The 26,542-nt window shown below is 71.2% G+C and carries 21 protein-coding genes and 1 riboswitch; of the genes, 11 read left to right on the forward strand and 10 right to left on the reverse strand.

All coding sequences use genetic code 11. From position 1 onward, the window contains the following. Positions 1-65: 65 nt before the first annotated feature. From AB0F81_RS28705 to mraZ, 4 genes are all read right to left on the reverse strand, one after another. Positions 66-2,393 carry a penicillin-binding transpeptidase domain-containing protein gene (locus tag AB0F81_RS28705; protein WP_360202160.1) on the reverse strand — a complete coding sequence of 776 codons (2,328 nt, stop codon included), beginning with the start codon at positions 2,391-2,393 and terminating at the stop codon, positions 66-68. Between the two features lie 5 nt (positions 2,394-2,398). Further along, positions 2,399-3,193: a hypothetical protein gene (locus tag AB0F81_RS28710; RefSeq protein WP_360202162.1), complete on the reverse strand. Its 795-nt coding sequence runs from the start codon at positions 3,191-3,193 to the stop codon at positions 2,399-2,401. A gap of 193 nt (positions 3,194-3,386) precedes the next feature. Further along, positions 3,387-4,442, reverse strand: a complete 1,056-nt coding sequence (gene rsmH, locus AB0F81_RS28715) for a 16S rRNA (cytosine(1402)-N(4))-methyltransferase RsmH (protein ID WP_360202163.1) — start codon at positions 4,440-4,442, stop codon at positions 3,387-3,389. Positions 4,443-4,672: 230 nt separating this feature from the next. Continuing rightward, positions 4,673-5,104, reverse strand: a complete 432-nt coding sequence (gene mraZ, locus AB0F81_RS28720; RefSeq protein ID WP_360202165.1) for a division/cell wall cluster transcriptional repressor MraZ — start codon at positions 5,102-5,104, stop codon at positions 4,673-4,675. A 1,601-nt stretch (positions 5,105-6,705) separates the two neighbouring features. Between mraZ and AB0F81_RS28725 the strand changes: the two genes are divergently transcribed. After that, positions 6,706-7,968 carry an IS256 family transposase gene (locus AB0F81_RS28725; RefSeq protein WP_360202197.1) on the forward strand — a complete coding sequence of 421 codons (1,263 nt, stop codon included), beginning with the start codon at positions 6,706-6,708 and terminating at the stop codon, positions 7,966-7,968. A gap of 596 nt (positions 7,969-8,564) precedes the next feature. Here the strand turns inward: AB0F81_RS28725 and AB0F81_RS28730 are convergent. Further along, positions 8,565-9,347, reverse strand: a complete 783-nt coding sequence (locus AB0F81_RS28730; RefSeq protein WP_360202167.1) for a C40 family peptidase — start codon at positions 9,345-9,347, stop codon at positions 8,565-8,567. A 39-nt stretch (positions 9,348-9,386) separates the two neighbouring features. After that, a riboswitch (cyclic di-AMP (ydaO/yuaA leader) is annotated at positions 9,387-9,574 on the reverse strand. A 380-nt stretch (positions 9,575-9,954) separates the two neighbouring features. On the opposite strand from AB0F81_RS28730, the gene AB0F81_RS28735 reads away from it, so the two are divergent. From AB0F81_RS28735 to AB0F81_RS28765, 7 genes are all read left to right on the forward strand, one after another. Next, on the forward strand, positions 9,955-11,175 hold the full coding sequence (locus AB0F81_RS28735; protein WP_360202199.1) for a MurT ligase domain-containing protein: 1,221 nt from the start codon (positions 9,955-9,957) through the stop codon (positions 11,173-11,175). Next, positions 11,165-11,878, forward strand: coding sequence for a glutamine amidotransferase (locus AB0F81_RS28740; RefSeq protein WP_360202169.1), 714 nt, complete (start codon positions 11,165-11,167; stop codon positions 11,876-11,878). Before AB0F81_RS28735 ends, AB0F81_RS28740 begins: the two co-directional genes overlap by 11 nt. Before the next feature lie 39 nt (positions 11,879-11,917). Continuing rightward, complete coding sequence (locus AB0F81_RS28745) at positions 11,918-12,649, forward strand: VTT domain-containing protein (protein ID WP_360202171.1); 732 nt, start codon at positions 11,918-11,920, stop codon at positions 12,647-12,649. Between the two features lie 160 nt (positions 12,650-12,809). Further along, on the forward strand, positions 12,810-13,193 hold the full coding sequence (locus AB0F81_RS28750) for a YbaB/EbfC family nucleoid-associated protein (RefSeq protein ID WP_360202173.1): 384 nt from the start codon (positions 12,810-12,812) through the stop codon (positions 13,191-13,193). Beyond that, the gene (locus AB0F81_RS28755; RefSeq protein WP_360202175.1) at positions 13,190-13,498 is read left to right on the forward strand and encodes a type VII secretion target; all 309 of its coding nucleotides are present in this window, start codon (positions 13,190-13,192) and stop codon (positions 13,496-13,498) included. The genes AB0F81_RS28750 and AB0F81_RS28755 overlap by 4 nt, the downstream gene beginning before the upstream one ends. A 102-nt stretch (positions 13,499-13,600) precedes the next feature. Then, positions 13,601-14,503 carry a hypothetical protein gene (locus AB0F81_RS28760; protein WP_360202177.1) on the forward strand — a complete coding sequence of 301 codons (903 nt, stop codon included), beginning with the start codon at positions 13,601-13,603 and terminating at the stop codon, positions 14,501-14,503. Positions 14,504-14,517: 14 nt separating this feature from the next. Beyond that, entirely contained in the window at positions 14,518-15,111 is a 594-nt protein-coding gene (locus AB0F81_RS28765; RefSeq protein ID WP_360202179.1) for a DUF6346 domain-containing protein, read from the forward strand. A 190-nt stretch (positions 15,112-15,301) separates the two neighbouring features. On the opposite strand, the gene AB0F81_RS28770 is transcribed toward AB0F81_RS28765, so the two are convergent. Together AB0F81_RS28770 and leuS are read right to left on the reverse strand one after the other, a co-directional pair. Next, the gene (locus tag AB0F81_RS28770) at positions 15,302-16,060 is read right to left on the reverse strand and encodes a nucleotidyltransferase domain-containing protein (protein WP_360202181.1); all 759 of its coding nucleotides are present in this window, start codon (positions 16,058-16,060) and stop codon (positions 15,302-15,304) included. A gap of 40 nt (positions 16,061-16,100) precedes the next feature. Then, on the reverse strand, positions 16,101-18,914 hold the full coding sequence (gene leuS, locus AB0F81_RS28775; protein WP_360202183.1) for a leucine--tRNA ligase: 2,814 nt from the start codon (positions 18,912-18,914) through the stop codon (positions 16,101-16,103). A 448-nt stretch (positions 18,915-19,362) separates the two neighbouring features. Here leuS and AB0F81_RS28780 point away from each other — a divergent pair, with 448 nt between their 5' ends. From AB0F81_RS28780 to AB0F81_RS28790, 3 genes are read left to right on the forward strand one after another with little or no spacing between them, the layout of a single operon-like run. Next, positions 19,363-20,328, forward strand: a complete 966-nt coding sequence (locus AB0F81_RS28780) for a MoxR family ATPase (RefSeq protein WP_360202201.1) — start codon at positions 19,363-19,365, stop codon at positions 20,326-20,328. 2 nt (positions 20,329-20,330) lie between these two features. After that, positions 20,331-21,629, forward strand: coding sequence for a DUF58 domain-containing protein (locus AB0F81_RS28785; protein WP_360202202.1), 1,299 nt, complete (start codon positions 20,331-20,333; stop codon positions 21,627-21,629). Beyond that, positions 21,626-24,076 carry a DUF3488 and transglutaminase-like domain-containing protein gene (locus AB0F81_RS28790; RefSeq protein WP_360202185.1) on the forward strand — a complete coding sequence of 817 codons (2,451 nt, stop codon included), beginning with the start codon at positions 21,626-21,628 and terminating at the stop codon, positions 24,074-24,076. The genes AB0F81_RS28785 and AB0F81_RS28790 overlap by 4 nt, the downstream gene beginning before the upstream one ends. A gap of 81 nt (positions 24,077-24,157) precedes the next feature. Here AB0F81_RS28790 and AB0F81_RS28795 read toward each other — a convergent pair whose 3' ends face one another. The 3 genes from AB0F81_RS28795 to AB0F81_RS28805 all read right to left on the reverse strand — a co-directional run. After that, positions 24,158-24,544 carry a DUF3040 domain-containing protein gene (locus AB0F81_RS28795; RefSeq protein ID WP_360202187.1) on the reverse strand — a complete coding sequence of 129 codons (387 nt, stop codon included), beginning with the start codon at positions 24,542-24,544 and terminating at the stop codon, positions 24,158-24,160. A gap of 243 nt (positions 24,545-24,787) precedes the next feature. Further along, the gene (locus tag AB0F81_RS28800) at positions 24,788-25,966 is read right to left on the reverse strand and encodes a nucleotide pyrophosphatase/phosphodiesterase family protein (protein ID WP_360202188.1); all 1,179 of its coding nucleotides are present in this window, start codon (positions 25,964-25,966) and stop codon (positions 24,788-24,790) included. 88 nt (positions 25,967-26,054) lie between these two features. Next, positions 26,055-26,542, reverse strand: a 488-nt coding sequence (locus tag AB0F81_RS28805; protein ID WP_360202189.1) for a methyltransferase domain-containing protein, incomplete at its 5' end; no start/stop codon positions are given.

Genomic DNA, 26,542 nt, shown 5'->3' on the forward strand with positions numbered 1-26,542 from the left:
CCGGACACGGCGTCAGACCCTACCCCGTGCCGCACTGGTTCCTGTCAACGCCATGCGGCCAGGGCTCATGGATGGATCTTGAAGGTCGGCGGCTTCGTACCGGACGGTGGCACATGGTTACGGAGCAACGCGAAGGACATCATCTGGCTGAACGCCGGGGCAGCCACGTCGCCACCACCGCCGGAGGAGACGTCCATCGACACCGCGATCACGTACCGCGGGTCCTCGGCCGGCGCCATCCCGACGAACGAGCTGGCGTTGTGGCTGGTGTACTGCCCGTCGATGAGCATCTTGCCGGTGCCGGTCTTGCCCGCCACCCGGTAGCCGGTCACCGCCGCGGCCTTGCCGGTGCCGCCCTTCACGTCGACCACGGCCTCCATCATCGTCCGCAGCTCGGCGGCCACGTCCGGATCGAGCACCTTGCGGGTCTCCGGCGCGGCCGCCTCGCTGACCTTGCCGTCCTTGCCGGAGATGGTCGCCTTGATCAGGTGCGGCTGGATCCAGGTGCCGTTGTTGGCGATCGCGCCGTAACCGGCCGCCATCTGCATCAGCGTGGCCGACACGCTGTGCCCGATCGGCACCGAACCGGCCGCTGAGCCGCTCCAGTCCTCCGGCTTCAGCAGCTGCCCCTCGGCCTCGCCCGGCATGCCCACGCCGGTCGCCTTACCCAGCCCGAACTTCTGCTGGTACTCGTAGATCTTCTCCTTGCCGAGCATCTCGCCGATCAGGATCGTGCCGACGTTGGACGAGTAGGCGAGCAGCCCCGGCATCGTCATCAGGGTGTTCTTGGGCATCTCGTGGGTGTCCTCGAACCGCTCGCCACCCCGGTCGATCGCCGGGCCGATCTTCAGGGTCGACTCGGGCGTGATCAGGCCCTCCTGCAGCGCGGCGCCGAAGATGAACGCCTTGTGCGTCGACCCCGGGTCGGTGACCACGCTGGTCGGCACGTCGACCCGGTCCTCCGGCTGGTACTCCAGCGGCTTGGCCGCGTTGTACGGCGGGTAGCTCGCCTGCGCCAGCACCTCCCCGGTGCGCGCGTCCAGCACGACCGCGCCGGCCACCGTGGCGTTGCGCTGCTTCGCCTCGGCGCCGAGGATCTGCTGCACCCGGTACTGCAGGTCACGGTCGATGGTCAGCTGCAGCGAACTGCCGGGCTTGGCGGCGGTGGTCTGCTCGTAGCCGCCGGCGATCGGGATGTTCAGGTTGCCCTTGCCGGTCTCGAAGACCCGTTTGCCGTCGGTGCCGTGCAGCAGGTCGTCGTAACGCGCCTCCAGCCCGGCCAGACCGTGGTGGTCGTCGCCGGTGAAGCCGATCAGGTTCGCCGCCAGGTCCCGGCCGGGCAGGTCCCGCCGCTCGTCGCTGTGCGTGTAGATGCCGGGCAGCTTCATCGCGTCGATCCGGTCCGCGACGGCCATGTCCACACCGCGCGCCAGGTAGCGGAACTGCGTCCAGCCGCCGAGCACCTTCTTGCGCTGCATGTCCGCCATCAGCTCGGAGCGCGAGATGCCCAGCAGCGGCGACAGCTGCGCGGCGGTCGCCGGGATGCTCTGCTGCAGCCCCGGGTTCTCCGGGTCGGCGTAGACATAGCGCGCCTCGACGCTGTGCGCCAGCACCTTGCCGGAGCGGTCCAGGATGCGCCCGCGCGGCGCCGGCAGCTCGACCGTGGTCAGCCGGTCCGCCCGGGCGTCCAGCAGGCTCTTCGCCTCGGCCGGCGAGGTCGCCACCTGCAGCACGACCAGCCGCACGCCGATCGCCACGAACAGGCTCAGCGCCAGCACGGTGCCGAGCCGCAGGCGGCGGGTGCTGTTGGCGAGCTTCGGCGGCTCGGCCGGCACCGGCCTCGGCCGGCGCGGTGGCCGGCCGTTCTCCGGCCCTCGCGTGCGCTCCTTCTTCATACGCTCGGCCGCGCGCCGATCGTCTTTCTCAGGCCTCTTCGGGGTACGGCTGGGTGCGCGCCGATCGTCCTTCTCCAGCGCCTTCTGCGTACGGCTGGGTGCGCGCCGGTCGTCCTTCTCCGGCGCCTTCTGCGTACGGCTGGGAGCCCGCCGATCGTCCTGCTCGGGGGCGGGGCGGCCGCGCTGGGGCTGCTCGCGCTCCTCGGGAGGGCTCGTGGGACGCCCGTTGCGCCCGCGCGCCCGCTGACCGGTCTCGCCGCCGTCGAGCACCTGCAGCGCCGGCCGGAACGGGTCGGTGGTGCGCCCGGAACGCGGCGCCCGGCCCCGCTCGGCCACGGTCCGCCCGCGCGGGGTGTAGGCCCGGGCGTCCCCGATCGCGGAGCGCCCGCGCCGCCCGGCGCCCTCCTCGCGCTCGTCGGGAGCCGGAACCTCACGCGACGAACCGCGCCGGGGAGGTGTACCCCGGCGCGGTGTCTCGTCGTCGTCTCGCGGCGCCACGGCGCCTACCTCCCGGTGCCCGTGGTCGGCGTGCCGGCGTTGGTCAGCCCGTCCTGGGCGGTCACCGCGGGCTGGCCCCGGCCGGGCGTCGGCGTACGGATGATCTTCCCGTCCGGCAGCCGGATCATGGCGGGCGCGTCGGCCGGCACCAGGCCCAGCCGGCGGGCCGCGGCCTGCAGGTTGCCCGGGTTGGACGCCTGGATCAGCTGCTGCTCCAGCCCCTGCTGCTGCTTGTCCAGGGCGACCTTCTCCTTGCGCAGCGCGTCGAGGCGGAAGGACTGCTCCATCGTCTTGGTGTTGATCAGCAGGATGCCGAGCACGCCGACCAGCACCACGGCGATCACCGCGGCGGCGAACGTCGCCCGCGGCGCCCGGATCGGCGCCGGCGGCGCGACCCAGAGCCGCGGCCGGCCCGCAGGCTGCGGCGCGGCGGCGGTGACCTCCAGCTCGGTGACCTCCAGCGCCAGCGCGGCGGTTCCCTCCACCGCTCCGGTCTTGCCCTGCTTGCCCGAGCCGAGCACGCCCCGCGTACCCCGGCCCGCCGTCACCTGGCTCCCGGACGCGCCCTGCCTGCCCCCGCCGAGCGCCCCGCCGCGCGTACCCCGGCCCGCCGACGCCTGGCTCCCGGACGCTCCGCCGCGCGTACCCCGGCCGGCCGACGCCTGGCTCGCGGGCGCGCTGCCCCGCGTACCCCGGCTGGTTGTCGTCTGGTTGCCGGGCGTGCCCGGCTTGTCCGGTCCGAGCTTGCCGTCCTGGATCCCGGACCGGCGCGTGTCGGACCGAACGGAGAACTGGCGCACCCCCCGGACGCCAGTTCCCCGGGTCGCCGCATCGCGGCTGTCCTCACGGTCACGCCGTCCCGCCGTGGTGCGCGACTGCGCCGACCGGCCCCCCGACCGCGGCGCGTCGTCCCGCTCGCTCATGCTCGTCCCTCCCCCTCTGTTTCGCCCCCGGGCGTAACCGCCCTCGTCTCCCGCGCGTTGTCTCCCCGGGTTACTCGGGTTTCCGACCGCGGGCCGGCCCGGCCATCCGGGGCCGTTCGCGGCCGGTCCCCGGTGCCTGGTTGTGCCTACGTCCCTGCTCCTGCTCGTCGATCCGTTCCACGGCGCGCAGCTTGACCGAGGCCGCCCTCGGGTTCGCCGCCACCTCCTCCTCGCTGGGCGGCTCCGACCCCCTGGTCAGCAGCCGCAGCGTCGGACCGGTCCCGGGAAGCTCGACCGGCAGGTCGATCGGCCCGGTGCTGCGCGACCTCGCGGTGAGTGCGCGCTTGACGATCCTGTCCTCCAGTGATTGATAACTCATCACCACAAGACGCCCCTTGGGCGCCAACGCGTCCAAAGCATGAGGAACCGCCGACTCGAGGACGTCGAGCTCGCCGTTCACCTCAATACGTAGTGCCTGAAAAGTCCTTTTTGCGGGATTTCCACCCGTTCGGCGCGCGGCGGCCGGGATCGCGTCCTTCACCAGCTCGGCGAGCCGGGCCGTCGAGGTGATCCGGGCCTTCGCCCGCTCCCGCACGATCGCCGAGACGATCCGGGGCGCGAACTTCTCCTCGCCGTACTGCCGGAGCACCCGCACCAGCTCGCCCGGCTCGTACGTGTTGACGATCTCCTCGGCGGTCATCCCGCGCGACTGGTCCATCCGCATGTCCAGCGGAGCGTCCTGTGCGTAGGCGAACCCGCGATCCGCCTCGTCCAACTGCAGCGAGGAAACCCCGAGATCGAACAGTCCGCTGTGGATCGCCGGGATCTCCAGCTCGTCGAGAACCCGCGGCAGCTCGTGGTAGACGGCGTGGACCAGATGCGTACGGCCGGCGAAGCGCTCCAGCCTGCGGCGTGCGTGTGCGAGAGCCTCGGTGTCCCGGTCGAGTCCGATCAGGATCACGTCAGGGTGACGCTCGAGCACCGCCTCGGCGTGCCCGCCGAGACCCAGCGTGAAATCGACATGGACGGCGCCCGGCAGCTCCAGCGCGGGAGCGAGCAGCTCGAGGCACCGCTCGAGCAGCACCGGAACGTGTACGCCCCGCGGCTCCCCCATGTCGACCCCCATTGCCTTACCCGCCCGCGTTTCACCCGGTTCTACAGTTGCCGTTCCGGCCCGGTCGCCCATCCGTACCGCCAGATCCCCATCCGCTCATGTCCCGTGCCGGTGTCACCCGGCCCCGGACACGCGCCTGGCGCCGGGGAAGAGGCGCCAGGAGCGGGAGCGGCTGGAGATCTCGCAGTACGGCGGCAGTGGCGTCCGGGCCGGATTTCCAGCGGCCCACCGAGTGCCACGCCTTACAGTCCGCCGGGCAGCACCCCCTCCTCGATGTCGGCGAACTCTTCCTCGCTCGCCGAGAGGTAGTCGTCCCAGGACTGCTTGTCCCAGATCTCGACCCGTGTGCTGGCCCCGATCACGACGAGGTCGCGCCCGAGACTCGCGTACTCCCGCAGGTGCGCCGGGATCGTCACCCGGCCCTGCTTGTCGGGCACCTCGTCGTGCGCGCTGGCGAAGAACACCCGGCCGTAAGCCCGGGCGGCCTTGTTCGTCACCGGCGCCTCGCGCAGCTGACCGGCGATGCGCTGGAACTCCGGCATCGGGAACACGTAAAGACAGCGCTCCTGCCCCTTCGTGATCACGACACCTCCCGCCAGCTCATCACGGAACTTCGCCGGAAGGATCAGCCGGCCCTTCTCGTCCAGGCGCGGGGTGTGCGTGCCGAGGAACATCGGCCCTTCCCCCCTTGCCGTGGCGTCCGCTCCTTCGCGGTGGAGTCGGTCCGCCTCTCAACTCGGGCCGGCAGGCTTCGGTGCAAAATTCCTCGGTCCTGCCACTGAGCCCCACTCTACTCCACTTCCCTCCACCTGCAACCCGAATGGGCCCGCTCACGAGCCGTTTTCGCGCACGAAACCGCAGTTCACGGAGGGTGGCGCTGAGTGGAGGGCCCAGCCATGATCGACCCGGTCCGGTTTCCGACATCGAGCTCGGCCGGGCGGAAATGTCCCCGTTCCGAGGCTGCTCACAGCCGTTCGCGCGCTTGCGGGGAGGGAAGTGGAGCGCTCCGGGGGAGGAAAGTGGAGCGCTGCAGCGAGTGACGCTGTCCTGTTGCGCGTCGGCCGCGCGCCCGCCTCTCTCCTGTCCGCTCAGCTCTCCCCGGCAGGAAGGCACAGCCCGCTCTTCCCTCCAGGAAGGCACCGCTCGCTCTTCCCCGCAGGAAGGCACAGCCCGCTCTTCCCCGCAGGAAGGCACAGCCCGCTCTTCCCCGCAGGAAGGCACAGCCCGCTCTTCCCCGCAGGAAGGCACAGCCCGCTCTTCCGGCAGGAAGGCACAGCCCGCTCTTCCGGCAGGAAGGTACAGCGCTTCCCTAACAGGAGGCACCACACGTCTTCCCGGCATGGAGGGCCCGCACCTCCCCCCACGGAGGCACCGCACGGCAGGGACCACCATCGCCCCTCGCTCAGCCGATCGCCCAAACCAACGAGCCCGCCCACAGCGCACCGCGCGCGCCTGCCACAACCCGGCCGACGCTTACGCCTGTTCTCTCGCCCCCGGCCACGCAACCACCAGCCGGCCGAACCCCGCTTCCGTCAGGTGCCTCGCCGACGGCCGATCAGGCCCGGCCGTCGCCCCCACCTCCAACCAGCGCCCCAACACCTACCTCGCCGACGGCCGAGCACACCCAGCCGTCGCTCACCCACCCAACCAGCAGCTCAATACCCGCCTCACCGACGGCCGAGCGCGCCCAGCCGTTCGCCGAGTGTCGAGATCAACTCCCTAGGTGCCGCTCATGGTGGTTCGGCAGGTGCCCGCCGGCCCCGGAGCAGGCGGCATGATCGCACCCTCAGCCTGTGGAAGGAATGATCGCCAGCGACAAGGACGCTCGCCGATACTGCCGGGGAGCGCCCGCTCGTGAGCGCATGCCGATCTTGGTCAGCTGGCTCTCAGCGCTGTTCGAACGCCTGCAGACAGCCCTGGCGGCCAGCCGATTCCTCCAGCTGCACCCGGGACTAGCTTCGGCCAATCCGAACCGACACTGACCGTCAGCCCGCCAGCCGGTCCACCCGGCCGCGCCTGAGAGTTGCCCCGGCCGGCCTGAGACGACGCTGACCGCCAGCCGGCCCACCCAGCCGCGCCCAAGAGTCGCCCCGGCCAGCCGGAAACGACACTGACCGCCAGCCGGCCCACCCAGCCGCGCCCAAGAGTCGCCCCGGCCAGCCGGAAACGACACTGACCGCCAGCCGGCCCGGGACTGTACGAATAACGGTGTAACTCCTGATCAAGGAGACACCTGATGACCATGACGATCGATGCCGCCGTGGATACTTCGGCGGTGGCCAAGAAGAAGGATCCGGCGGCGCCGGAGGGTGTGGACGCCGAGTTGGTCGGCCGGCTGGTGGAGCAGGCCCGCGCTGCGGGCTTGCAGCTGACCGGCGAAGGCGGTCTGCTGCAGCACCTGACCAAACGGGTGATCGAGGCCGCCCTGGACGGGGAGATCACCGATCACCTCGGCTATGACAAACACGATCCGGCCGGCAAGGACGGCGGGAACTCGCGTAACGGTGTGCGGGCCAAGACGGTGCTGACCGATGTCGGCCCGGTCGAGATCACCGTGCCCCGCGACCGGGACGGCTCGTTCGAGCCGCAGATCGTCCGCAAGCGGCAGCGCCGGCTGACCGGTGTCGAGGACATGGTGCTGTCGCTGTCGGCGAAGGGTCTGACGACCGGGGAGATCAGCGCGCATCTGGCCGAGGTGTATGGCGCCGAGGTGTCGCGGCAGACGATCTCCACGATCACCGACAAGGTGATGGACGGCATGGCCGAGTGGCAGAACCGGCCCCTGGACCGCGTGTATCCGGTGGTGTTCCTGGACGCGATCAACGTCAAGGTCCGTGACGGCAAGGTCGCCAACCGGCCGATCTACGTGGCCCTGGCCGTGACCGCCGAAGGCACCCGCGACATCCTCGGGTTGTGGGCCGGCGACGGCGGTGAGGGCGCCAAGTTCTGGCTGAGCGTGTGCACCGAGTTGAAGAACCGCGGCGCCGAGGACGTGCTGATGGCTGTCTGCGACGGCCTGACCGGCCTGCCCGATGCGATCAACACCGTCTGGCCACGGACGGTGGTGCAAACCTGCGTGGTGCACCTGCTCAGGAACTCGTTCAAATACGCGTCGCGTCAGCACCGGGACGCGATCGCCAAGGCGTTGAAGCCGATCTACACCGCACCCACCGAGGCCGCTGCCGAACAGCGGTTTCTGGAGTTCGCCGAGGTCTGGGGCGAGAAGTATCCGGCGATCGTCAGGCTGTGGGAGAACGCCTGGGCCGAGTTCGTGCCGTTCCTGGCCTTCGACACCGAGATCCGCAAAGTCGTCTGCTCGACGAACGCGATCGAGAGCGTGAACGCCCGGATCCGGCGGGCCGTGCGGGCCCGCGGGCACTTCCCGAACGAACAGGCCGCGTTGAAATGCGTCTACCTCGCCGTGATGGCCTTGGACCCGACCGGCGCCGGCCGCCGCCGCTGGATCACCCGTTGGAAACCCGCCCTCAACGCCTTCGACCTCGCCTTCGACGGCCGCCTCACCGCAGGCCGCAACTAACCCATATAGATCGAGTTACACCGTTATCTTGACAATCCCGCCGGCCCACCCAGCCGCGCCCAAGAGTCGCCCCGGCCAGCCGGAAACGACGCTGACCGCCAGCCGGTCCGCCCGGCTGCGCCTGAGAGTTGCCTCGGCCGGCCGGAGACGACGCTGGCTGTCAGCCAAGCGGGATCCACCGTTGCTCGGAGCGGTGCTGCTGTCGGCCGGAGGCAGGGGGAAGGCAGGTGGTCGTAGATGGTCGCGGGGACGCGAGCGAGGCGGCGGTAAGAGGTAAGAGGAGCGGGGAAGGTGATCGGGTGACCGGCAGCCGATGTGATGGCAGGAGCCCGGAGCGGGGTCCGCGGTCGGGCGTCCTTGCGGATCTGCTCCTGGACGGCGCCGCCGCCCACCCCGGCGGCGGGCGGAGCCGCGACGCGGCTGGCCGGCAGCGCTCAGCAGAGGGACAGCGGCCCGGCCGGAACAAGCGACGACGGATCAACCCCGGGAACGCCTGTGGGGCACGACCCGAACCGGGTCGTGCCCCACAGGCGTAGTTCCTCTTCCTTACTTACTACTGTCCCGCACGCTGAACCAGCCGCGGGACCGCGCACCGCTCACGCAACGAGACGGCGCACCACGTAGTTCTTGCTCCACATCTTGTGCTTGCCGACCCGCGCACCACTGTGCGGGGAGTCGTAGATGTAGCCGTTACCGGCGTAGATGCCGGCGTGGTACCCGTACGAACCCTTGCGGAAGACGATCAGGTCGCCGATCTGCTTGTTGCCCTTGGAGACGGCCTTGCCGTACTTCTGCTGCGAGTTCGCCTTGTGCGGAAGGCTCTTGCCGACCGCCTTCTTGTAGACGTACTTCGTGAAGCCGGAGCAGTCGAACCGCTTGGGGCCGGCCGCACCGAACAGGTACAGCGCCCCGGTGTGCTTCTTGGCCTCGGCGAGGACCGCGGCGCCGCCGGGCCGGACCGAGACCTTGACCTTCTTGGTGGAGACCGGGCTGTAGCCGGTGCCACTGAAGTAGGTCCGGATGGTCACCGCCGTGCTGGGCCTCATGGTGAGGCTGACCGCACCACTCTTGACGGTGGCCTTGTCGACGGTCCGCCACGCGCCCTTGCTCCAGCTCTGGAGCCGTACGGTGCCCTTGGCGACCTTGCCCGTACGCGGGTTGATGACCTTGGCGGTGACCTTGAGGGTGGAGCCCTTGGAGAGCTTCCGGGTGCTGAGCGAGGCGCTCAGCTTGGGCTTGACCTTCGCTGCCGCCGAGCTGGCGGCGACCGGGACGACGCTGGTCGGCGTCGACGCCGCGGCGGGCGATGCGGCGACCAGCTGGCCGGCGCAGAGGCAGAGACCCAGAGACAGTGCGACAGTGCCGGTACCGACGGACATGCGACGGCCCCGGCGCGAACTGTGTTCGTGCACGGTAGAGAATTCCCTCCGGCACGCCTGCGAGGTTAGCTGTCGGGTTCGGGCGGGAAGGTTGCCCGGCCGCCGGAGCGGCTTCACCCCAAGGTTGTCCCGAATGCGCCGCCTGACTGCTGCGGTGCGGGACGGACCGGTAATGGGTCCCCCGTCCCTGCCCCCTGATGCCTTGTGTCTTTCGGTGCTTAAGGCGGTCGCGTCGTCCGGTCCGGGGCAGGGCTCGGCGTGAACCGGTTCGTCGCGACCGGCGAGCGTTTGCTGCCGGCGGAACCTTGCTACCTGAATTCCGGCTTGATCGTCAGCGTGGGGACAATCACGCTACGTAATTGGCACACTGGGGACTGTCCAGTTTGTTAGCTCAGCGAGACAAATGCCGCGACGCAAAGCGATGAGCCAAACACGCAGCGTCTAGGGTTACGGGTGAACCAGAACACAGAAAAAGTCCGGCGCAACCCCGGTTCCTCGCCGGAAACGCCCGGACCGGGGACAATGCGGCCGTGTGCTGATCTTGATGGTCTGGCAACTCGACGTAACAATTGCGTCCGGTACCCTCGCTGGCGTGACGGACGGGAAGATGCCTCTCATCGCCAAGGTCGCGACCACCGCGTCGAAGACCGCGGCAGCGCTCTCCAGGGCAGCAGGACGCGGCGACGGCTCGGTGATCGGCGGCTGGATCGGCCTCAAGATCGACCCGGATCTGCTGGCCCACCTCTCGTCCGGCCGGGCTGTGGCGCTCGTCTCCGGCACCAACGGCAAGACCACGACCACCCGGCTCACCGCCGCCGCGGTCGGCGTGCTCGGCCGGGTCGCCACCAACTCGTTCGGCGCGAACATGCCGACCGGCCACACCTCGGCGCTGGCGAAGGAAGGTCACACTCCGTTCGCCGTGCTCGAGGTCGACGAGCACTACCTGGCCCAGGTGATCGACTCCACCCGGCCCAAGGTGGTGGCGCTGCTCAACCTCTCCCGCGACCAGCTCGACCGGGCGAAGGAGGTGGCGATGATGGCGCAGCTGTGGAAGACCACGCTCGCCGGCCACCCCGAGATCCGGGTGGTGGCGAACTCGGACGACCCGATGGTGGTCTGGGCCGCCAGCAGCAGCCCGCAGGTGACCTGGTTCAGCGCCGGCCAGCGCTGGCTCGACGACTCGTTCGTCTGCCCGGAGAGCGGCCACCCGATCGAGCGCTCCGGCGGCGAGTGGTGGTGCACCGGCTGCCCGCTGCGCCGTCCCCGCCCGAACTGGGTGGTCGAGGACGAGGGCGTGATCGACCCGCGCGGCGACTGGCACCTGGTCAAGCTCCAGCTTCCGGGACGGGTCAACATCGGTAACGCGGCCACCGCGCTCGCGGTCGCCGCCGAGTTCGGAGTCCGCCCGATAGAGGCGCTCCCCCGCCTCTCCCGGGTGACGTCGATCGCCGGCCGCTACGCCCAGGTGGACCGGGACGGCCGCAACATCCGCCTGCTGCTGGCCAAGAACCCGGCCAGCTGGCTGGAGGCGTTCGACATGGCCGACATGGCCCCTACGCTGCTCTCCATCAACGCGCGGGACCCCGACGGCCTGGACACGTCGTGGCTGTGGGACGTCGATTTCTCGCCGCTGCGCACCCGTCCGGTTCTGATCACCGGGGACCGGGCCTACGACCTGGCCGTCCGGCTCCAGGTGAACCAGGTGCCGTTCCGGCACGTACTCAGTTTCGACGAGGCGCTGCGGGCGGTACCGCCCGGCCGCCTCGAAGTGATCGCCAACTACACGGCGTTCCAGGACATCCGAGCGGAGTTGGACCGTGTCAACTGAGGCCCTGCGGATCGTGTGGATCTACCCCGATCTTCTGTCGACGTACGGCGACCGGGGCAACCTGCTGATCCTGGCGCACCGGGCGGCCGCCCGTGGCATCCCGGTCGAGACCTACGAGGTCCGTTCCGACCAGCAGATGCCGTCGACGGCCGACATCTACCTGATCGGCGGCGGCGAGGACGGCCCGCAGGCGCTCGCGTCGCAGCGGCTGATCACCGACGGTGGTCTGCACCGCGCGGTGAACCAGGGCGCGTCGGTTCTTGCCATCTGTGCCGGTTACCAGTTGCTCGGTCACTCGTTTTTCGCCAAGGGAGCGAAGTGCGCGGGACTGGGACTGCTGGACCTCTCCTCGGACCGCGGCGTCACCCGTGCGGTCGGCGAGTTGCGGGGCGACGTCGACCCCCGGCTCGGCCTGCCGCCGCTGACCGGATTCGAGAACCACGGCGGGCGTACCCACCTGGGCGCGCACGCCGCGCCGCTGGCGCGCGTGACCGCGGGCGTCGGCAACGACGGCCAGACCGAGGGGGCCTGGGCTGGGAAAATCCTGGGAACCTACTCGCACGGACCGGCGCTCGCTCGCAACCCAGCGATAGCCGATCTGCTACTGCGTTGGTCCACCGGCGCGGATAGGCTTGCGCCCCTGGACGACAGCTGGGCCGACCGGCTGCGGGGTGAACGGCTGGCTGCGGCCGGCACTGTATGACCTGTCTTTGACCGACGAGCGTTGGGGCGGTATGCCTGCATGACCGACATCCTGATCGCCCCGCGGGGCGTTGACTCCGCGGACCCTCAGGCCGTTGCGCAGGCTGCCCCGTCGGGCTGGAAGCGCCGTCTCGTCCGGTTCGGCACGCTCGGCGTCGTGGTGGGCGCCCTCGCGGTGGCCGCCACCACGCTCCCGCTGCGGGAGATCGGCAACAGCGTCGACACCCTCGGCCCGGGCGCGCCGGCCGCGGTCGCGGTGGTCGGTGGCCTGCTGCTCTCCGTTCTGGTCCCGCGGACGGCGATCACGCTGCTCTGCGGTCTGCTTCTCGGCGCGGCCACGGGCGCGCTCGCCGCGCTGGCCGCCGCGATCATCGCGGCGACCGCCACCTACTACGCGGGCCGCTGGGCCGGCCGCGGCGCCCTGCAGGCCCGCGCCGGCAGCCGCCTGGCTCGCCTCGACGGCTGGCTGAACCGCCGGGGCCTCGCCGCGGTCCTGCTGGTCCGGTTCCTCCCGCTGGCCCCGTTCGGCCTGGTCGGCTACGCCTACGGCACGACCAGCGTCTGCCGCAAGCGCTACCTGCTCGGCACCACGATTGCCGCGATCCCGTCCACCGTCACCTACGCGGTGATCGGCGCCGCGGTGGCCGCCCCCGGTGAGATGAACGCCGCCACCCTGGCCCCCGCCGCGATCGGCTTCGCCCTCTCCACCGCGATCGTCCTGCGCTGGCGCTACACCTCGCGCCGCGACGCCATGGCCGCCGCAGCGGCCTGACGCACACCAGGCACTCCACTGAGCCGGCGGCCCTCCAGGGCCGCCGGCTCAGTTCTTTATTTCGGTACGCGAGCCGCGCGTGCCACCTCCGACGCCGTGTTGAACGCCCCCGGGCCACCAGGCGTACCCCATCGCGAGGGGACGACCGCGGAGGGACGCCATGTCACCGGATCCGGAGAACCTGCTCGGCGACTGGGAGCGCCGGGTGCGCGAGCAGACGGAGCTCACCACCGAGCTGAGCCGCCGGATGCAGGAAGCCGAAGCCTCAGAAACCTCACCCGACGGCGAGGTCCACCTCACCGTCGACCACACCGGCAGCCTCAGCGGCCTCCAGCTCACCGATCGGGCGATGCACCTGCCGGCGGACGATCTGGCCCACCTCATCCTGAACAGCAGCCGGCGGGCGCAGGCCCGGATGGCCCAGCAGATGGCCGAGGTGGCGCGGACCCTGTACGGCTCCGGATCGCCGACCACCGCATTGATCGCGGACGCCTATCGCTCGCAGTTCCCGGCGGCCGCCGGTGAGGAGGGCGAGCGGCGATGACCCAGCCTCATCTGGACCTCGCCCCGGACGGGCTGCGAGCGCACGCGCGCCTGGTGGACGAAGCCGCGACGATGTGCGACGAGGCGGTTTCCGGCGCGGAGTACCTGGACCTGCGCGGCGAGGTCTACGGCCAGTTCTGCGGAAGATTCGTGGTCGGGCTGCTGAACCCGCTGGAGGACTGGGCGCTGCAGGAGTTACGGCAGGGGCGGGATGCCACCCAGCACCTGGCCGACCTCGTCCGGGCGATCGCCGACACGGTCGCCGTCACCGACGAGGCCGCCGCCCGGCAGATCCGTGGAGACTGACCGATGACCGCAGAGACCTATCTCGGCCGACCCGGCCTGATCGCCGCGGAGAGCACCACCAAGGCGTACGAGGGTGGCGGCATCTTCGAATCGGCGAGCGGCATGGTCGACGGGTTCGCTCATCGTGACTGGCTGGGCGGCACCGGGAACTTCGTGGCGACCAGCCTCTCGTTGCTCGGTGCCGTCATGGATCCGTTGCAGGCGGTCTTCGCGGCTGGTGTCGGCTGGCTCATGGAGCACGTCAGCCTGCTCCGTGAGCCGCTGGACCATCTGGCCGGCGATCCCAAGGCGATCGAGGGGCACGCCAGAACCTGGTACAACATCGAGCGGCGCATTTATGAGGCGACTGACTTCTTCGTCGTCGAGGTTCAGCGGAGCACGACTGCATGGGCTGCTCAGTCCGTGGCTGCCTATCGGGAACGCGCGCTACGACACGCGGATTCGGTGCAGGCGATCGGCAAGATCGCGGACTTGATGAGCAAGCTGACGACGACCGCCGGGGCACTGATCGGCGTCTTCCGCAACACGATCCGTGACATCGTCGCCGAGGTGGTGGGCGCGTGCATCTCCAAGGCGGTCCAGGCCGTCACCGTCGTGTTGATCCCCAAGGTCGCCGCCGAGGTGGCGATGCTCGTCGCCGACACGTCGAGAAAGATCCTCCGGGTCATGGAGCAGCTCCTCACCCGTCTCAAGGAACTGGGCGGGATCGCCGAGCAGTGTGGGAGCATCCTGGCGAAAGTCGGTCAGTCCAACCGGAACGTGCTGCGTCTGGAGGCTTCCCGTGTCGAGGCCGCCGGTATCGAGCGGTCCGGCTGGAACGGCTTCACCACCGCCCTCGAGGTGCTCGGCAAGGGCCACGTCGCGGCACACGGCCCGATGGAGCACGTTCTGGTGGAGACGGCACGCAGCGCAAGCGGCACGAACAGCTCGCAGAACGCGGGGGCGACCGGAACTACGCTCAGCGGAGACAACCCGGAGCCGACCCCCATCAACCTCCCGTCGTGATGGAGGGCACCGTCATGGAACCCTGGGAAGACCGGCTGGCCAGTCGCCGCGCGGAGATCAAGGCCGAAATGGAAGAGCTGGATCGTCAGGACGCCGAGCGCGCGGCGGCCGCTGCGGACGTCGGATCGGCGGTGGTCCGCCGCCCGAAAGGTGGCTCCCTGCGCGGCGCCGTCACCATGATCGCGCTGATCGGGATCACTCTGGGATTGATCGGTCTGGCCGTGACGCTGAGCCGGATGGCCGGCCGCGACTTCGCCGACGCCGAACGCGCCGGCACGGCCACGGTGGCGTCCTGCGAGGAACACGGGCCGATCAGCAACCGTGGCTTCGGTTACTGGACGAGCTGCACAGCGACCGTGAACTGGGATGGTGGAGGTTCCGAATACGTCTTCGGCTCCGACGTCTTCACCTCCGCCGACATCGGCGCCACAGTCCGCGTCGGTGACACCGGCCAGCATCGGACCGGCATCGAACTGGCCCGCCCCGACCAGCCGGAACGGCCATGGCTCCGGTGGATCGGCATCGCTGTCGGTCTCCTCGCCCTCATCCCCGGCCTTCCCACCGTGTTGCTTCTCAAGGAGATGTTGAGTTTCCGCCGTCGGCGATGAGCACGGCCAGATAGCGCCGCACCAGCTCGCGCACGGACTCGTCCGCTGCGGACGAAACGGGCGTCGCCCAGCCGGGCGCCGCGCAGCACGCGCAGGACCACGCTGTGCAGCACCCGATGGTCGTCACGGTGCACTGCGTGCAACGTGATCCGCATGAGAGTGGGTGGCCCGGATCAGTGCCGTTCGGAGATCATCGGACCAGGGCCGCGTCGGGTGGGCCGTCCGGGTCGAGCGCGTAGTCCAGGTAGGCGAGCAGGTCGGCGCGGCGCCGGAACGGGTTGCGGTAACGTGCCGGGCCGCCGCAGCGGATCCGCAGCGCCTCCTCGATGATCCGTTCCCAGCCGGGGTAGCTGCGCAGGGCATACCGGCCGGCCTCGGACTTGGACGTCACGCGTTCGGTCACCAGGGTGTGCCGGAGCCGGGAGACGCCGAGCACGCCCCAGGAGACCGCCCACGTGCCGAGACTCACCGGCTGCGAGCGGAGCCGGCGCGACCACGGCCGCCAGTACGATTCCAGGTTCTCTCTGGTCGACGCGGCCAGCGCGGGCCAGTCGGTGAAGACCTCCGGGCGTTGCGGGCCGCGCATCGCCACACCGGCCTGCGCGAGGACGTGCCAGGTCACCAGGTTCCGCTCGAAGCGGGACTCCGGCTGGACCCGGTTCTCGTGGACGGCCGGGCCGGGCGGGCGGGTCGCGGGGTCCGCGCGCAGGTCGTCCCAGGTGACGTAGAGCCCGTCGAAGTAGGGCCGGCGGGGCATGTCGCGGTGGATCCGGCGGACCAGGCCGGGGTCGGCGGGCTCCTCGGTCACCGCGACGAAGTCGATGTCGCTGACGCCCGGCCGGTAGTCGCCGAGCGCGACGGAACCCTGCAGGTAGAGGCCCTCGACCAGGCCGGGGGCGAGGATGTCGGCCCGGATCAGGTACTCCGTCGCGATCACATCAACGGACATGGCCCGCCACATTTCCATATGACGGGCCATGGACGCGAACTCAGACGACGACGCTGACCAGCCGGCCGGGAACCACGATGACCTTCTTGGGCTCGCGGCCGGCCAGGGCCTCGGCCACGGCCGCCAGCGCGGCCGCGCGGACCTCGGCCTCGGCCGTGTCCGGCGAGACCTCGACCCGGCCGCGGACCTTGCCGTTGACCTGCACCGGGTACGTGATCGCGTCGGCCACCAGCTGGGCGGGGTCGGCGACGGGGAAGTCCGCGTACGCCAGGGTGCCCTCGTGGCCCAGCTTGCCCCACAGCTCCTCGGCCAGGTGCGGGGCGAACGGCGACATCATCAGTACCAGCGGCTCGACCGCCTCGCGCGACACCGTCGGCAGCGGGGTCAGCGTGTTGGTCAGCTCGATCAGCTTGGCGATCGCGGTGTTGAACCGCAGCTCGTCCATGTCCTCGCGGACACCGGCGATGATCCGGTGCAGCACCTTGCGGGTCTTCGGGTCCAGCGGCTCGTCGGTGACCCGGACCGCGCCGGTCTCCTCGTCGACCACCAGGCGCCAGGCACGCTGCAGGAAGCGCTGCGAGCCGACGACCGCGCGGGTCTCCCACGGGCGGGAGACGTCCAGCGGGCCCATCGCCATCTCGTAGACCCGGAAGGTGTCGGCGCCGTACTGCTCGCACATCTCGTCGGGGGTGACGACGTTCTTCAGCGACTTGCCCATCTTGCCGTACTCACGCGTGACGGGAGCGTCGCCGTAGAAGTACTTGCCGTCGCGCTCGACGACCTCCTCGGCGGGCACCACGACGCCCCGGGCGTCCCGGAACGCGTACGCCTGGATGTAGCCCTGGTTGAACAGCTTCTTGAACGGCTCGAAGGACGAGACGTGGCCCAGGTCGAACAGCACCTTGTGCCAGAAGCGGGCATACAGCAGGTGCAGCACGGCGTGCTCGACACCGCCGACGTACAGGTCGACGCCGCCCGGGTCGCCCGGCCTGCGCGGGCCCATCCAGTAGGCCTCGTTCTCCGGGTCCACCAGCACCTTGTCGTTGTGCGGGTCCAGGTAACGCAGCTCGTACCAGCAGGAGCCGGCCCACTGCGGCATGGTGTTGGTCTCGCGGGTGTACATCTTCGGGCCGTCGCCCAGGTCCAGCTCGACCTGCACCCAGTCCTTCTTGCGGGACAGCGGGGTCTCCGGCTCGGTGTCCGCGTCGTCCGGGTCGAAGGTGCGCGGCGAGAAGTCGTCGACCTCGGGCAGCTCGACCGGCAGCATCGACTCGGGCAGCGCGATCGGCAGGCCGGTCTCGTCGTAGACGATCGGGAACGGCTCGCCCCAGTACCGCTGGCGGCTGAACAGCCAGTCGCGCAGGCGGTAGGTGGTGGCGCCGGAGCCCTTGTCGTTCTCCTCCAGCCAGGTGATCATCGCGGCCTTCGCCTCGGCGACACCCTTGCCGTTCAGCCAGTCGCTGTTGATCGCCGGTCCCTCACCGGTGAACGCCCCTTCGAAACCCTCGGGCGCTTCGACCGTACGGATGATCGGCAGTTGGAAGACCTCAGCGAAGGCCCAGTCGCGCTCGTCCTGCCCGGGCACCGCCATGATCGCGCCGGTGCCGTAGCCGGCCAGCACGTAGTCGGCGATGAAGACCGGGATGCGTACGCCGTTGACCGGGTTCTCGGCGAAGGCGCCGGTGAAGACGCCGGTCTTCACCTTGCCGTCGGCGGTGCGCTCCTCCTCGGTCTTGGCCGCGGCGGTCGCGCGGTAGGCGGCGACGGCCTCGGCCGGCGTCGCGTGCCCGCCGGTCCAGACGTCCTTCGTCCCCTCCGGCCAGGCGGCCGGCACGATCCGCTCGACCAGCTCGTGCTCCGGCGCCAGCACCATGTAGGTCGCGCCGAACAGCGTGTCCGGGCGGGTGGTGAAGACGCGGATGTGCTCGTTGGCGCCGACCGGGAAGTCGACGTGCGCGCCCCGGGAGCGGCCGATCCAGTTGCGCTGCATCAGCTTGACCGGCTCCGGCCAGTCCAGCGCGTCCAGGTCGTCGACCAGGCGGTCGCCGTAGGCGGTGATCCGCATCATCCACTGCTTCAGGCTGCGCTGGAAGACCGGGTAGTTGCCGCGCTCGCTGCGCCCGTCCGGCGTGACCTCCTCGTTGGCCAGCACGGTGCCCAGGCCGGGGCACCAGTTGACCGGGGCCTCCGACACGTACGCCAGGCGGTGGTCGTCGATCAGCCTGCGCCGCTCGACCGCCGACAGGTTCTTCCACGGGGTGCCCGGCGCGGGCCGGATGCCGGCCTCGAACTCGTCGATCAGCTCGCTGATCGGGCGGGCCTTGCCGCGCTCGGCGTCGAACCAGGAGTTGAAGACCTGCAGGAAGATCCACTGTGTCCAGCGGTAGTACTCCGGGTCGGTCGTCGAGAACGAGCGCCGCTCGTCGTACGCCAGGCCCAGCCGGCGCAGCTGCTGCCGGTACCGCTCGACGTTCGCGGCGGTGGTGACCGCCGGGTGGGTGCCGGTCTGCACCGCGTACTGCTCGGCGGGCAGGCCGAACGCGTCGAAGCCCATCGGGTGCAGCACGTTGAAGCCGGCCATCCGCTGGTAGCGGGTGTAGCAGTCGGTGCCGATGTAGCCCAGCGGGTGCCCGACGTGCAGGCCCGCGCCCGACGGGTACGGGAACATGTCCTGCACGTGCAGCTTGGGCGCACCGGCCCGGGGGTGCGTGGGGTCGGCCAGCTCGCCGACCGGGTTGGGAGCGTGGAACGTCCCGTGCTCGGCCCAGTAGGCCTGCCAGCGCAGCTCGATCTCGCCGGCCATCGCCGCGGTGTACCGGAACGGCGGGGTCTCGGTCTCGCTCATCTTCACCATCTCGTCTCGTCTTTTTGAAGGCGGCCCTGCTCGAAGGCGGTGCTGTTACGGGCACAAAAAAGCCCCTCACGCAGGAGGGGTCGCCGTGCCTGATCCGACTGACGGATCAGCACGGCCGCCTAAGAAGCAGAACGGACCGAGCCATGGCAAGCATGATACCCGCATACCCCCTGCGCACGGCGACCGGTATACCCGCTTGGAGTCGGATCTTCGTCGATCCGGCCTTTCGGCGATCGTTGCCTCCGGGGATAACCTGTGGGGACGGGCGGCGAGCGCCGGAGGCCCACGGACCGCTGGGCGCCCGCAACCTTCGGTGCCCTCGACGGGGGGTGAGTTTCACCTCACGGGGGCATACACGACTTGGAGGAGGCCCGTGACAACGCCGACCTGGGGCGAGCCGGCAGGCCCGCTGACGAGCGCCGAGTTCGGTGCCGCGACGCAAGCCATCATGACCAACATCGAGCAGGTCATCGAGGGCAAGAGCGCCACGGTCCGGCTCGCGGTCGCGGTGCTGCTGGCTGAGGGGCACCTGCTCATCGAGGACGTGCCGGGCGTCGGTAAGACGAAGCTCGCCAAGGCCCTCGCCCGTTCCATCGACTGTTCGGTGCGCCGCATCCAGTTCACGCCCGACCTGCTGCCCAGCGACGTGACCGGGGTCAGCGTCTACAACCAGGAGACGCGCGACTTCGAGTTCAAGCCCGGTGCGGTCTTCGCCAACCTGGTGGTCGGCGACGAGATCAACCGGGCGTCGCCGAAGACGCAGTCCGCGCTGCTGGAGTGCATGGAGGAGCGGCAGGTCACCGTCGACGGCACGACCTATGAGCTGCAGGCGCCGTTCATGGTGGTCGCGACGCAGAACCCGATCGAGATGGAGGGGACCTATCCGCTGCCCGAGGCGCAGCGCGACCGGTTCACCGCCCGGATCGCGATGGGCTACCCGGACCCGCGGGCCGAGATGGCCATGCTCAGCGGGCACGGCGACCACGACCCGCTCAACGACCTGCGGGCGGTGGCCGACGCGGCGCTGGTCCGGCGGCTGATCGAGACGGTCCGGCACGTGCACACCGCCGACGCGGTCCAGCAGTATGCGATCGCCCTGGTCACCGCGACCCGTGAGGCCCCGGAGATCCGGCTCGGCGCGTCCCCCCGGTCCACCCTGCAGCTGCTGCGCACCGCCAAGGCGGTGGCCGCGCTCGAGGGCCGCGACTACGTGCTCCCGGACGACCTGCAGGCGCTGGCCGTCCCGGTGCTCGCCCACCGGATCATCCCGACCGCGGACGCCCAGCTGAACCGGCGCACCACGGACGCGATCGTCGCGGAGATCGTGCACCGGCTGCCGTTGCCGCACGACCGCGCCCGTAACCCGTACGACACCCGTGACGGCCGCAGCTCGTACGAGTCCCGGGGGCGGTGACCATGCGGGAGGCGCTGCGGGGACTCACCACGCGCGGCCGCTCGTTCCTGGCCGCGGCGATCGCCGCCGCGGTCTCCGCGCTGATCCTCGGCGAACGCGATCTGCTGCGGGTCGCGGTGCTGCTGGCCGCGCTGCCGCTGCTCGCCGCGTGGTACGTGGGCCGGTCCCGCTACAAGCTGGCGTGCACCCGGTCGCTGGAGCCGGGCCGGACCCCGGTCGGCTCGAGCGCCCGGGTGATCCTGCGCCTGCAGAACCTGTCCCGGCTGCCCACCGGCACCATGCTGCTGGAGGATCGCCTGCCCTACGCGCTGGGCAGCCGGCCCCGGGTGGTGCTGGAGCGGCTCGGCGCGCACCAGGCCAGCTCGGTGGCGTACACGGTGCGGGCCGACGTGCGCGGCCGATACCCGATCGGCCCGCTGATGGTGCGGCTCACCGACCCGTTCGGGCTGTGTGAGCTGACCCGGTCCTTCCCCAGCGTGGACCGGCTGACCGTGATCCCGCAGGTGGTCGGCCTGCCCCGGGTCCGGCTCGCCGGGGAGTACGCGGGGACCGGCGAGAGCCGGGCCCGGTCGGTGGCGGTGCACGGCGAGGACGACGCGGCGACCCGGGAGTACCGGCGCGGCGACGACCTGCGCCGGGTGCACTGGCGCTCGACCGCGCGGACCGGTGAGCTGATGGTCCGCCGCGAGGAACAGCCCTGGGAGAGCCGGGCCACGGTCGTGCTCGACACCCGGCTGGTCGCCCACCGCGGCGAGGGCCCGACCGCCAGTTTCGAGTGGGCCGTCTCGGCGACCGCCAGCATCGCGGTCCACCTGCGACAGGCCGGTTACAAGCTGCGGCTGGTCACCGGCACGGGCGTCGACATCGACGCCTCCGAGGCCGGTGGGGAGGGCCTGATCCTGGACACCCTGGCCGACGTCAAGCTGTCCCAGACCGGTGACCTGTCGACCCTCGTCGAGCACGTCCGGCGCCGTAACGACGGCGGGCTGGTGATCGGCCTGTTCGGTGAGCTGACCGTGGCCGAGGCCGAGCTGCTCAGCGGGCTGCGCGGCAACGGCGCCAGCTGCATCGGGTTCGCCATCGACAGCTCCACCTGGATGCCGCTGACCTCCGGGGACCGGCAGGAGGCCGACCGGGAGACCACGGCCGCCTCGCTGGCGCTGGTCCGCAGCGGCTGGCGTTCGGTGCCGGTGGCTCACGGCGACACCCTGCCGGCGCTCTGGCCCTCGGTGGGCCGGGGCTCGCAGGGCTTCGCCTACCGGGCGGCGATGGCCGAGACCGTGAGCGGGGTGACCCGATGACCGGCCGGCGGCGTCTCGGGCTGGTCGCGGCGGCCGCCACACTGCTGGCCGCCGCCCCGCTCTCGGCGATCTTCGAATCCTGGACCTGGCTGCTGCAGAGCCTGCTCACGGTGCTGCTGATCGCCGGCGCCGCGGTCGGCGCACGGACGCTGCGGTTCCCCACCTGGGCGCAGACCCTGTGCATGATCGCGGCGCTCGCGCTGGCGCTCACCTGGATCTTCCCGAGCGGCAAGGAGATCCTGATCCCGCAGCCGGCCACGTTCGCGCACTTCGCGGACCTGATCCGGCAGGCCGGCGAGGACACCCGGTCGTACGGCGTGCCGGTCCCCGACCGGGACGGCCTGCACTTCGTCACCGTGCTGGGCATCGGCGCCGTCGCGATCGTGGTGGACCTGCTGACCGCGGTGTTCCGCCGCCCGGCGCTGGCCGGCCTGCCGATGCTGGCGATCTACTCCATCCCGGTCGCGGTCTACCTGGACAGCGTGCCGGTCGTCCCGTTCATCATCGGCGCGGCCGGCTACATGTGGCTGCTGGTGGCGGACAACGTCGACCGGGTCCGCCGGTTCGGCCGCCGCTTCACCGGCGACGGCCGCGACGTGGACGTCTGGGAGCCGTCGCCGCTCGCCGCGGCCGGGCGCCGGATCGGTGTGGTCGGCGTGCTGGTCGCGGTGCTGCTGCCGCTCGCCGTGCCGACCGTCAGCGGCGGGCTGCTCTCCCGGCTGACCCAGAGCGGTCCCGGCGCCGGCCCCGGCATCGGTGGCCCCGGCGGCGGGCGGATCAACCTGTTCGCGGCGCTCAGCGGCCAGCTGAACCAGACCGCCACGGTCAACATCATCAAGGTGACCACGAACGAGCCGGAGCCGTTCTACCTGCGGTTCGCGGTCGCCGACGTGCTGACCACCGACGGTTTCAGCAACGAGGCGCCGAAGGGCCGGTCGCTGACCGCCGGGCTGCCCGATCCGCGCCAGACGGCCTCGGAGGCGACGTTCGCGCAGTTCCGGGCCGAGGTGGAGATCAGCGACGCGCTGCGGCAGAGCATGGTGCCGCTCTACACCTACCCGGCCCAGGTGGACGATCTCTCCGGCAACTGGTCGTACGACCCGAGTCAGCAGGTGCTGTTCTCCGGGCGTTCGACGACCGGGGAGCAGAAGTACTCGTTCACCTACCAGCGGGCCAAGTACACCCGCAACCAGCTGCGCGCCGCCCAGCCGCTGAGCCGCGACAACCCGCTGCGCAAGTTCACCGAGGCGCCCGAGGACGCGTCGGTGCAGGCTCTGGTGGACCGGCTGACCCGCGACGCGGATTCGGAGTACGACAAGGTCCGGGCGATCTACGAGTCGTTCTCGGCGAAGAACGGCTTCCGCTACGACCTGGCGACCCAGTCGACCGGCAACGCCACCGACATCGCGGCCTTCCTGAAGAACAAGGTCGGCTACTGCCAGCAGTACGCGGCCGCGATGGCGTGGATGGTCCGCGCCGCCGACATCCCGGCCCGGGTGGCGTTCGGGTTCACCCGGGGCGCCTCGCTCGGCAACGGCAGCTACCAGATCACCAACAAGAACGCGCACGCGTGGACCGAGGTCTACCTCGACGGCTTCGGCTGGGTGCCGTTCGACGCCACGCCCGCCGCCGGGGTGGCCGGCTCCACCCGGACCGCGTGGGCCCAGGACGTCGACCGTCCCGAGCCGACCGCCTCCGCCTCGACCGGCACCACCGACCCGAGTGCGGACTCCTCGGCGGCGCCGACCGTGCCGAACCGCCCGGAGCAGGGCAACGACGGCGGCGGCTCGCTGGCCGGTGACGGGGTCGTCCCGGACGACGGCTCCTGGACCGGCGCGATGGTGGCCGGTGGCGTGGTGCTGGCGATCGCGCTGCTGCTGATCCCGGCGATGCGCCGGATCCTGCTGCGCCGCCGCCGGAAGTCGGCAACCGTGGGCCTGTCCACGGCCGCCGTCGCCGAGCACGATCCCGGCCCGGCCGGCACGGTCACCGACATCGTCGTCACCAGCGACTCGGTGCGCGCCCGCGCGGACGCGCACGCCGCCTGGGACGAGCTGATCGACACGATGGTCGATTTCCGGGTGCCGGTCGATCCGACGGAGACGCCGCGGCACACCGCGCAGCGGCTGATCCACGACACCCTGCTCACCGGCGAGTCCGCCGAGGCCGCGACCCTGCTGGGCACGGCCGAGGAACGGGCGCGGTACGCACGGCAGCCGTTGCAGGGTGCGGAACTCGCCTCGGCGGCGGGCCGGGTGCGCTCCGGGCTGGCCGCCTCGGCCTCGTTCCGGACCCGGATGCAGGCGCTGCTCCTGCCGCCGTCGGTGCTGCTGCACTGGCGGATGTCGCTGTCCGAGTGGTCGACGCGCACCGCGGAGACCCTGACCCGGCTGCGGGACTCGGCGAGCCGGTTCAGCCCGCGGCGGTTGCTCAGCCGGGCGCGCTGAGCGCGGACCGGAATATCACGAAGGCGGCCGGATCTCCGGCCGCCTTCGTCGTCATTGCCGATCTGTCGCCGGCCGAGCCGGTCAGCGATGCCCTTCCGGGCGCTGCCGCCATCGGTCCTCGAGCCGGTCGATCAGGCCGCCCTTACGGCTTTGCCGTGTGCGCCGCGTCGCGGTGCCACCGACCGATTTCAGATCGGGGGCCTGGCCGCGGCGTCGCGACTGCATCGCGAAGGCGGCCGAGCCGAGCATCACGACGAAGCCGGCCACGCCGAGCCACGTGGTCTGACTCACGGTCCCGTAGACGACGAGAGCAAGACCAAGGACGATCACGAACGCGGCGATGAGGAGCCGGCGCCGTGCGTGGAAACGCGGGTCGTTGGCCCGCACAGCCGAGGCGAACTTGGGGTCCTCGGCAAGCGACCGCTCGATCTGATCGAACAGCCGCTGCTCGTGCTCCGAGAGCGGCACGGCATTCCTCCCCGGGCGCATGTCCGGCCCCGCGGCGGGGTCGGGGGTGGTGCAGGTGTGGTCATTCGGGGCAGCCGTCGGCTGCCTTATCACGCAAGTCTACGAGCGGGTTGGCGGGTCGGAAAGCCGGACGACGGCCGAGTGCGGGTGATTTTCAGTGCGCGGAAGATCGGTTCGTCCCAAAAGACCGGCTGGCCGGGTGCTGCGGTGCCCCATAACCCGTGGAAGTTGCCCTGATCACGTTCAGCGAACGATCAACAACGGCACGGTCATCTCGGCGGCGGTGACGGAACCGTGATACGCGACGAGGCGCCCGGCCTTGTCCGGCTCCCACCCGGAGGCGACCGCCACGGCCCGGCCCTGACAGATCACCACGACGTCGCCGATCCGGTCCGCGTGGGCCGGCGGAACCGGGCCGTACCAGCCCTCGCTGATCGCCTCGTCGCGGGTCATCACCCGGGCGTCGGCGCCGAACACCCCGCGCCAGTTCGCCAGGACGCTGTCCAGGGCGCCGTCGGCGGCGTACAGGTAGCGGGCGCGGGGCTCGCCGGCCACCGCGACCACGCCGTCGCGCAGGGCCGGGATGTCGGCCATGTCGTAGCGGCCGCCGTCCGGGATGTTGAGCTGGCCGTGGTCGGCGACCACCAGCAGCGCGGCGCCCGGCGGGAGGTTGTGCACCACCTCGTCGAGCAGCCGGTCCACGCCGCGGGCGGCACGGCGCCAGGTCTCCGAGCCGACGCCGTCCTCGTGCCCGAAGTGGTCGAGGTCGGGGTGGTAGCCGTAGACCAGGGCGGGGCCGGGCGCCTCGCGCAGCGCCGCCAGCATGCCGGCGGCGACGGCGGGACCGTCACCGGCGCCGTGGTAGGCGCCGCCACGGTTCGCCGCCAGGCTGAGACCACTGCCCTCGAAGGCGGGCCGGCTGACCACGGTGACCCGCACGCCGGCGGCCGAGGCCGTCTCCATCCAGGTCGGCACCGGCTGCCACAACCGGGGGTCCGGGTCGTCGCCCCAGTAGATGTGGGTGAGCACCTGACCGTCCGGCCGTCGTACGGTGAAACCGAGAATGCCGTGCGCGCCCGGCGGCACGCCGGTGCCGAGGGTGACCAGGCTGACCGGCGTGGTCGAGGGAAAGCCGGCGGTGAGCGTGCCGGCGTGCCCCCGGCCGCCGGCCGCGAGGTCGGCGAGGACAGGCGCGTGCGGCGCGGCCAGCGGCAGCTGGTAGGCGCCGAGCCCGTCGACGAGCAGCACGCCGATGCGGTCGATCCCGTCCAGCCGGGCACCGAGGCCGAGGACGTCCACCGCGCCGGGCACGCCGAGCACGGCACACACGCTGGGCAGCAGGTCGGCCAGGCTGCCCGAGCCGTACGCGGGCGGCAGGATCCGCAGCGCGTCCGGGTGGAGGCCGTCCTCGGGCATGCTCATGAGAGCTGAGCTTTCCGGGTCATGCCCTTCTGGCCCTCGCCTGCCAGGCCGTCCGCCGGTGCGGCCGGGTGCCGCTCGGTGCAGGCGGTCATGACCGGGCGAACAGGTGCAGCTGGGAGGCGATGTCCCGGAACGGCGGGCGGGCGCTCAGCTGAAGTTCCAGCTCCAGCGCCGCCTGCGGGTCCTCCTCGAGCACCGCGGCCGGCAGCAGGTCGGCGACCACGCGCACCCCGTGGACCTCCTCCACGGTCAGGCCGGCGGCCTGCAGCAGCGTGGTGGCGCCGTCCGCGTCATACCGGCGCAGCAGGGTGTCGCGCGGCCCGGCGCGGCCCGCCGGGTCGGTGACCAGGGCGGCCGCGGCGCGCAGGTGGCCGTTGATCGCCCGGCCCAGGATCGCGGCCGCGCGGCTCGCCACCAGCAGGCTGACCGCGCCGCCCGGCCGCAGGGCGGCCGCGATCGACGCCACCACCCGGGCCGGCTCGTCGACCACCTCGAGCACCGAGTGGCACAGGATCAGGTCGGCGCTGCCCGGCTCGACCAGGCTGGCGAGCGCGTCGCCGTCGCCCTGCACGGCGC

This window comes from Actinoplanes sp. NPDC024001, from assembly GCF_040638955.1.
Lineage (GTDB): Bacteria > Actinomycetota > Actinomycetes > Mycobacteriales > Micromonosporaceae > Actinoplanes.

What these genes read in the sequence shown, in the direction of transcription:
- rsmH (WP_360202163.1), bottom strand. Translation starts at nt 4,442, where the DNA reads ATGGGGGTCGACATGGGGGAGCCGCGGGGCGTACACGTTCCGGTGCTG.
- mraZ (WP_360202165.1), bottom strand. Translation starts at nt 5,104, where the DNA reads ATGTTCCTCGGCACGCACACCCCGCGCCTGGACGAGAAGGGCCGGCTG.
- AB0F81_RS28730 (WP_360202167.1), bottom strand. Translation starts at nt 9,347, where the DNA reads ATGTCCGTCGGTACCGGCACTGTCGCACTGTCTCTGGGTCTCTGCCTC.
- AB0F81_RS28735 (WP_360202199.1), top strand. Translation starts at nt 9,955, where the DNA reads ATGCCTCTCATCGCCAAGGTCGCGACCACCGCGTCGAAGACCGCGGCA.
- AB0F81_RS28745 (WP_360202171.1), top strand. Translation starts at nt 11,918, where the DNA reads ATGACCGACATCCTGATCGCCCCGCGGGGCGTTGACTCCGCGGACCCT.
- AB0F81_RS28750 (WP_360202173.1), top strand. Translation starts at nt 12,810, where the DNA reads ATGTCACCGGATCCGGAGAACCTGCTCGGCGACTGGGAGCGCCGGGTG.
- AB0F81_RS28755 (WP_360202175.1), top strand. Translation starts at nt 13,190, where the DNA reads ATGACCCAGCCTCATCTGGACCTCGCCCCGGACGGGCTGCGAGCGCAC.
- AB0F81_RS28760 (WP_360202177.1), top strand. Translation starts at nt 13,601, where the DNA reads ATGGTCGACGGGTTCGCTCATCGTGACTGGCTGGGCGGCACCGGGAAC.
- AB0F81_RS28765 (WP_360202179.1), top strand. Translation starts at nt 14,518, where the DNA reads ATGGAACCCTGGGAAGACCGGCTGGCCAGTCGCCGCGCGGAGATCAAG.
- AB0F81_RS28770 (WP_360202181.1), bottom strand. Translation starts at nt 16,060, where the DNA reads ATGTCCGTTGATGTGATCGCGACGGAGTACCTGATCCGGGCCGACATC.
- leuS (WP_360202183.1), bottom strand. Translation starts at nt 18,914, where the DNA reads ATGGTGAAGATGAGCGAGACCGAGACCCCGCCGTTCCGGTACACCGCG.
- AB0F81_RS28780 (WP_360202201.1), top strand. Translation starts at nt 19,363, where the DNA reads ATGACCAACATCGAGCAGGTCATCGAGGGCAAGAGCGCCACGGTCCGG.
- AB0F81_RS28785 (WP_360202202.1), top strand. Translation starts at nt 20,331, where the DNA reads ATGCGGGAGGCGCTGCGGGGACTCACCACGCGCGGCCGCTCGTTCCTG.
- AB0F81_RS28790 (WP_360202185.1), top strand. Translation starts at nt 21,626, where the DNA reads ATGACCGGCCGGCGGCGTCTCGGGCTGGTCGCGGCGGCCGCCACACTG.
- AB0F81_RS28800 (WP_360202188.1), bottom strand. Translation starts at nt 25,966, where the DNA reads ATGAGCATGCCCGAGGACGGCCTCCACCCGGACGCGCTGCGGATCCTG.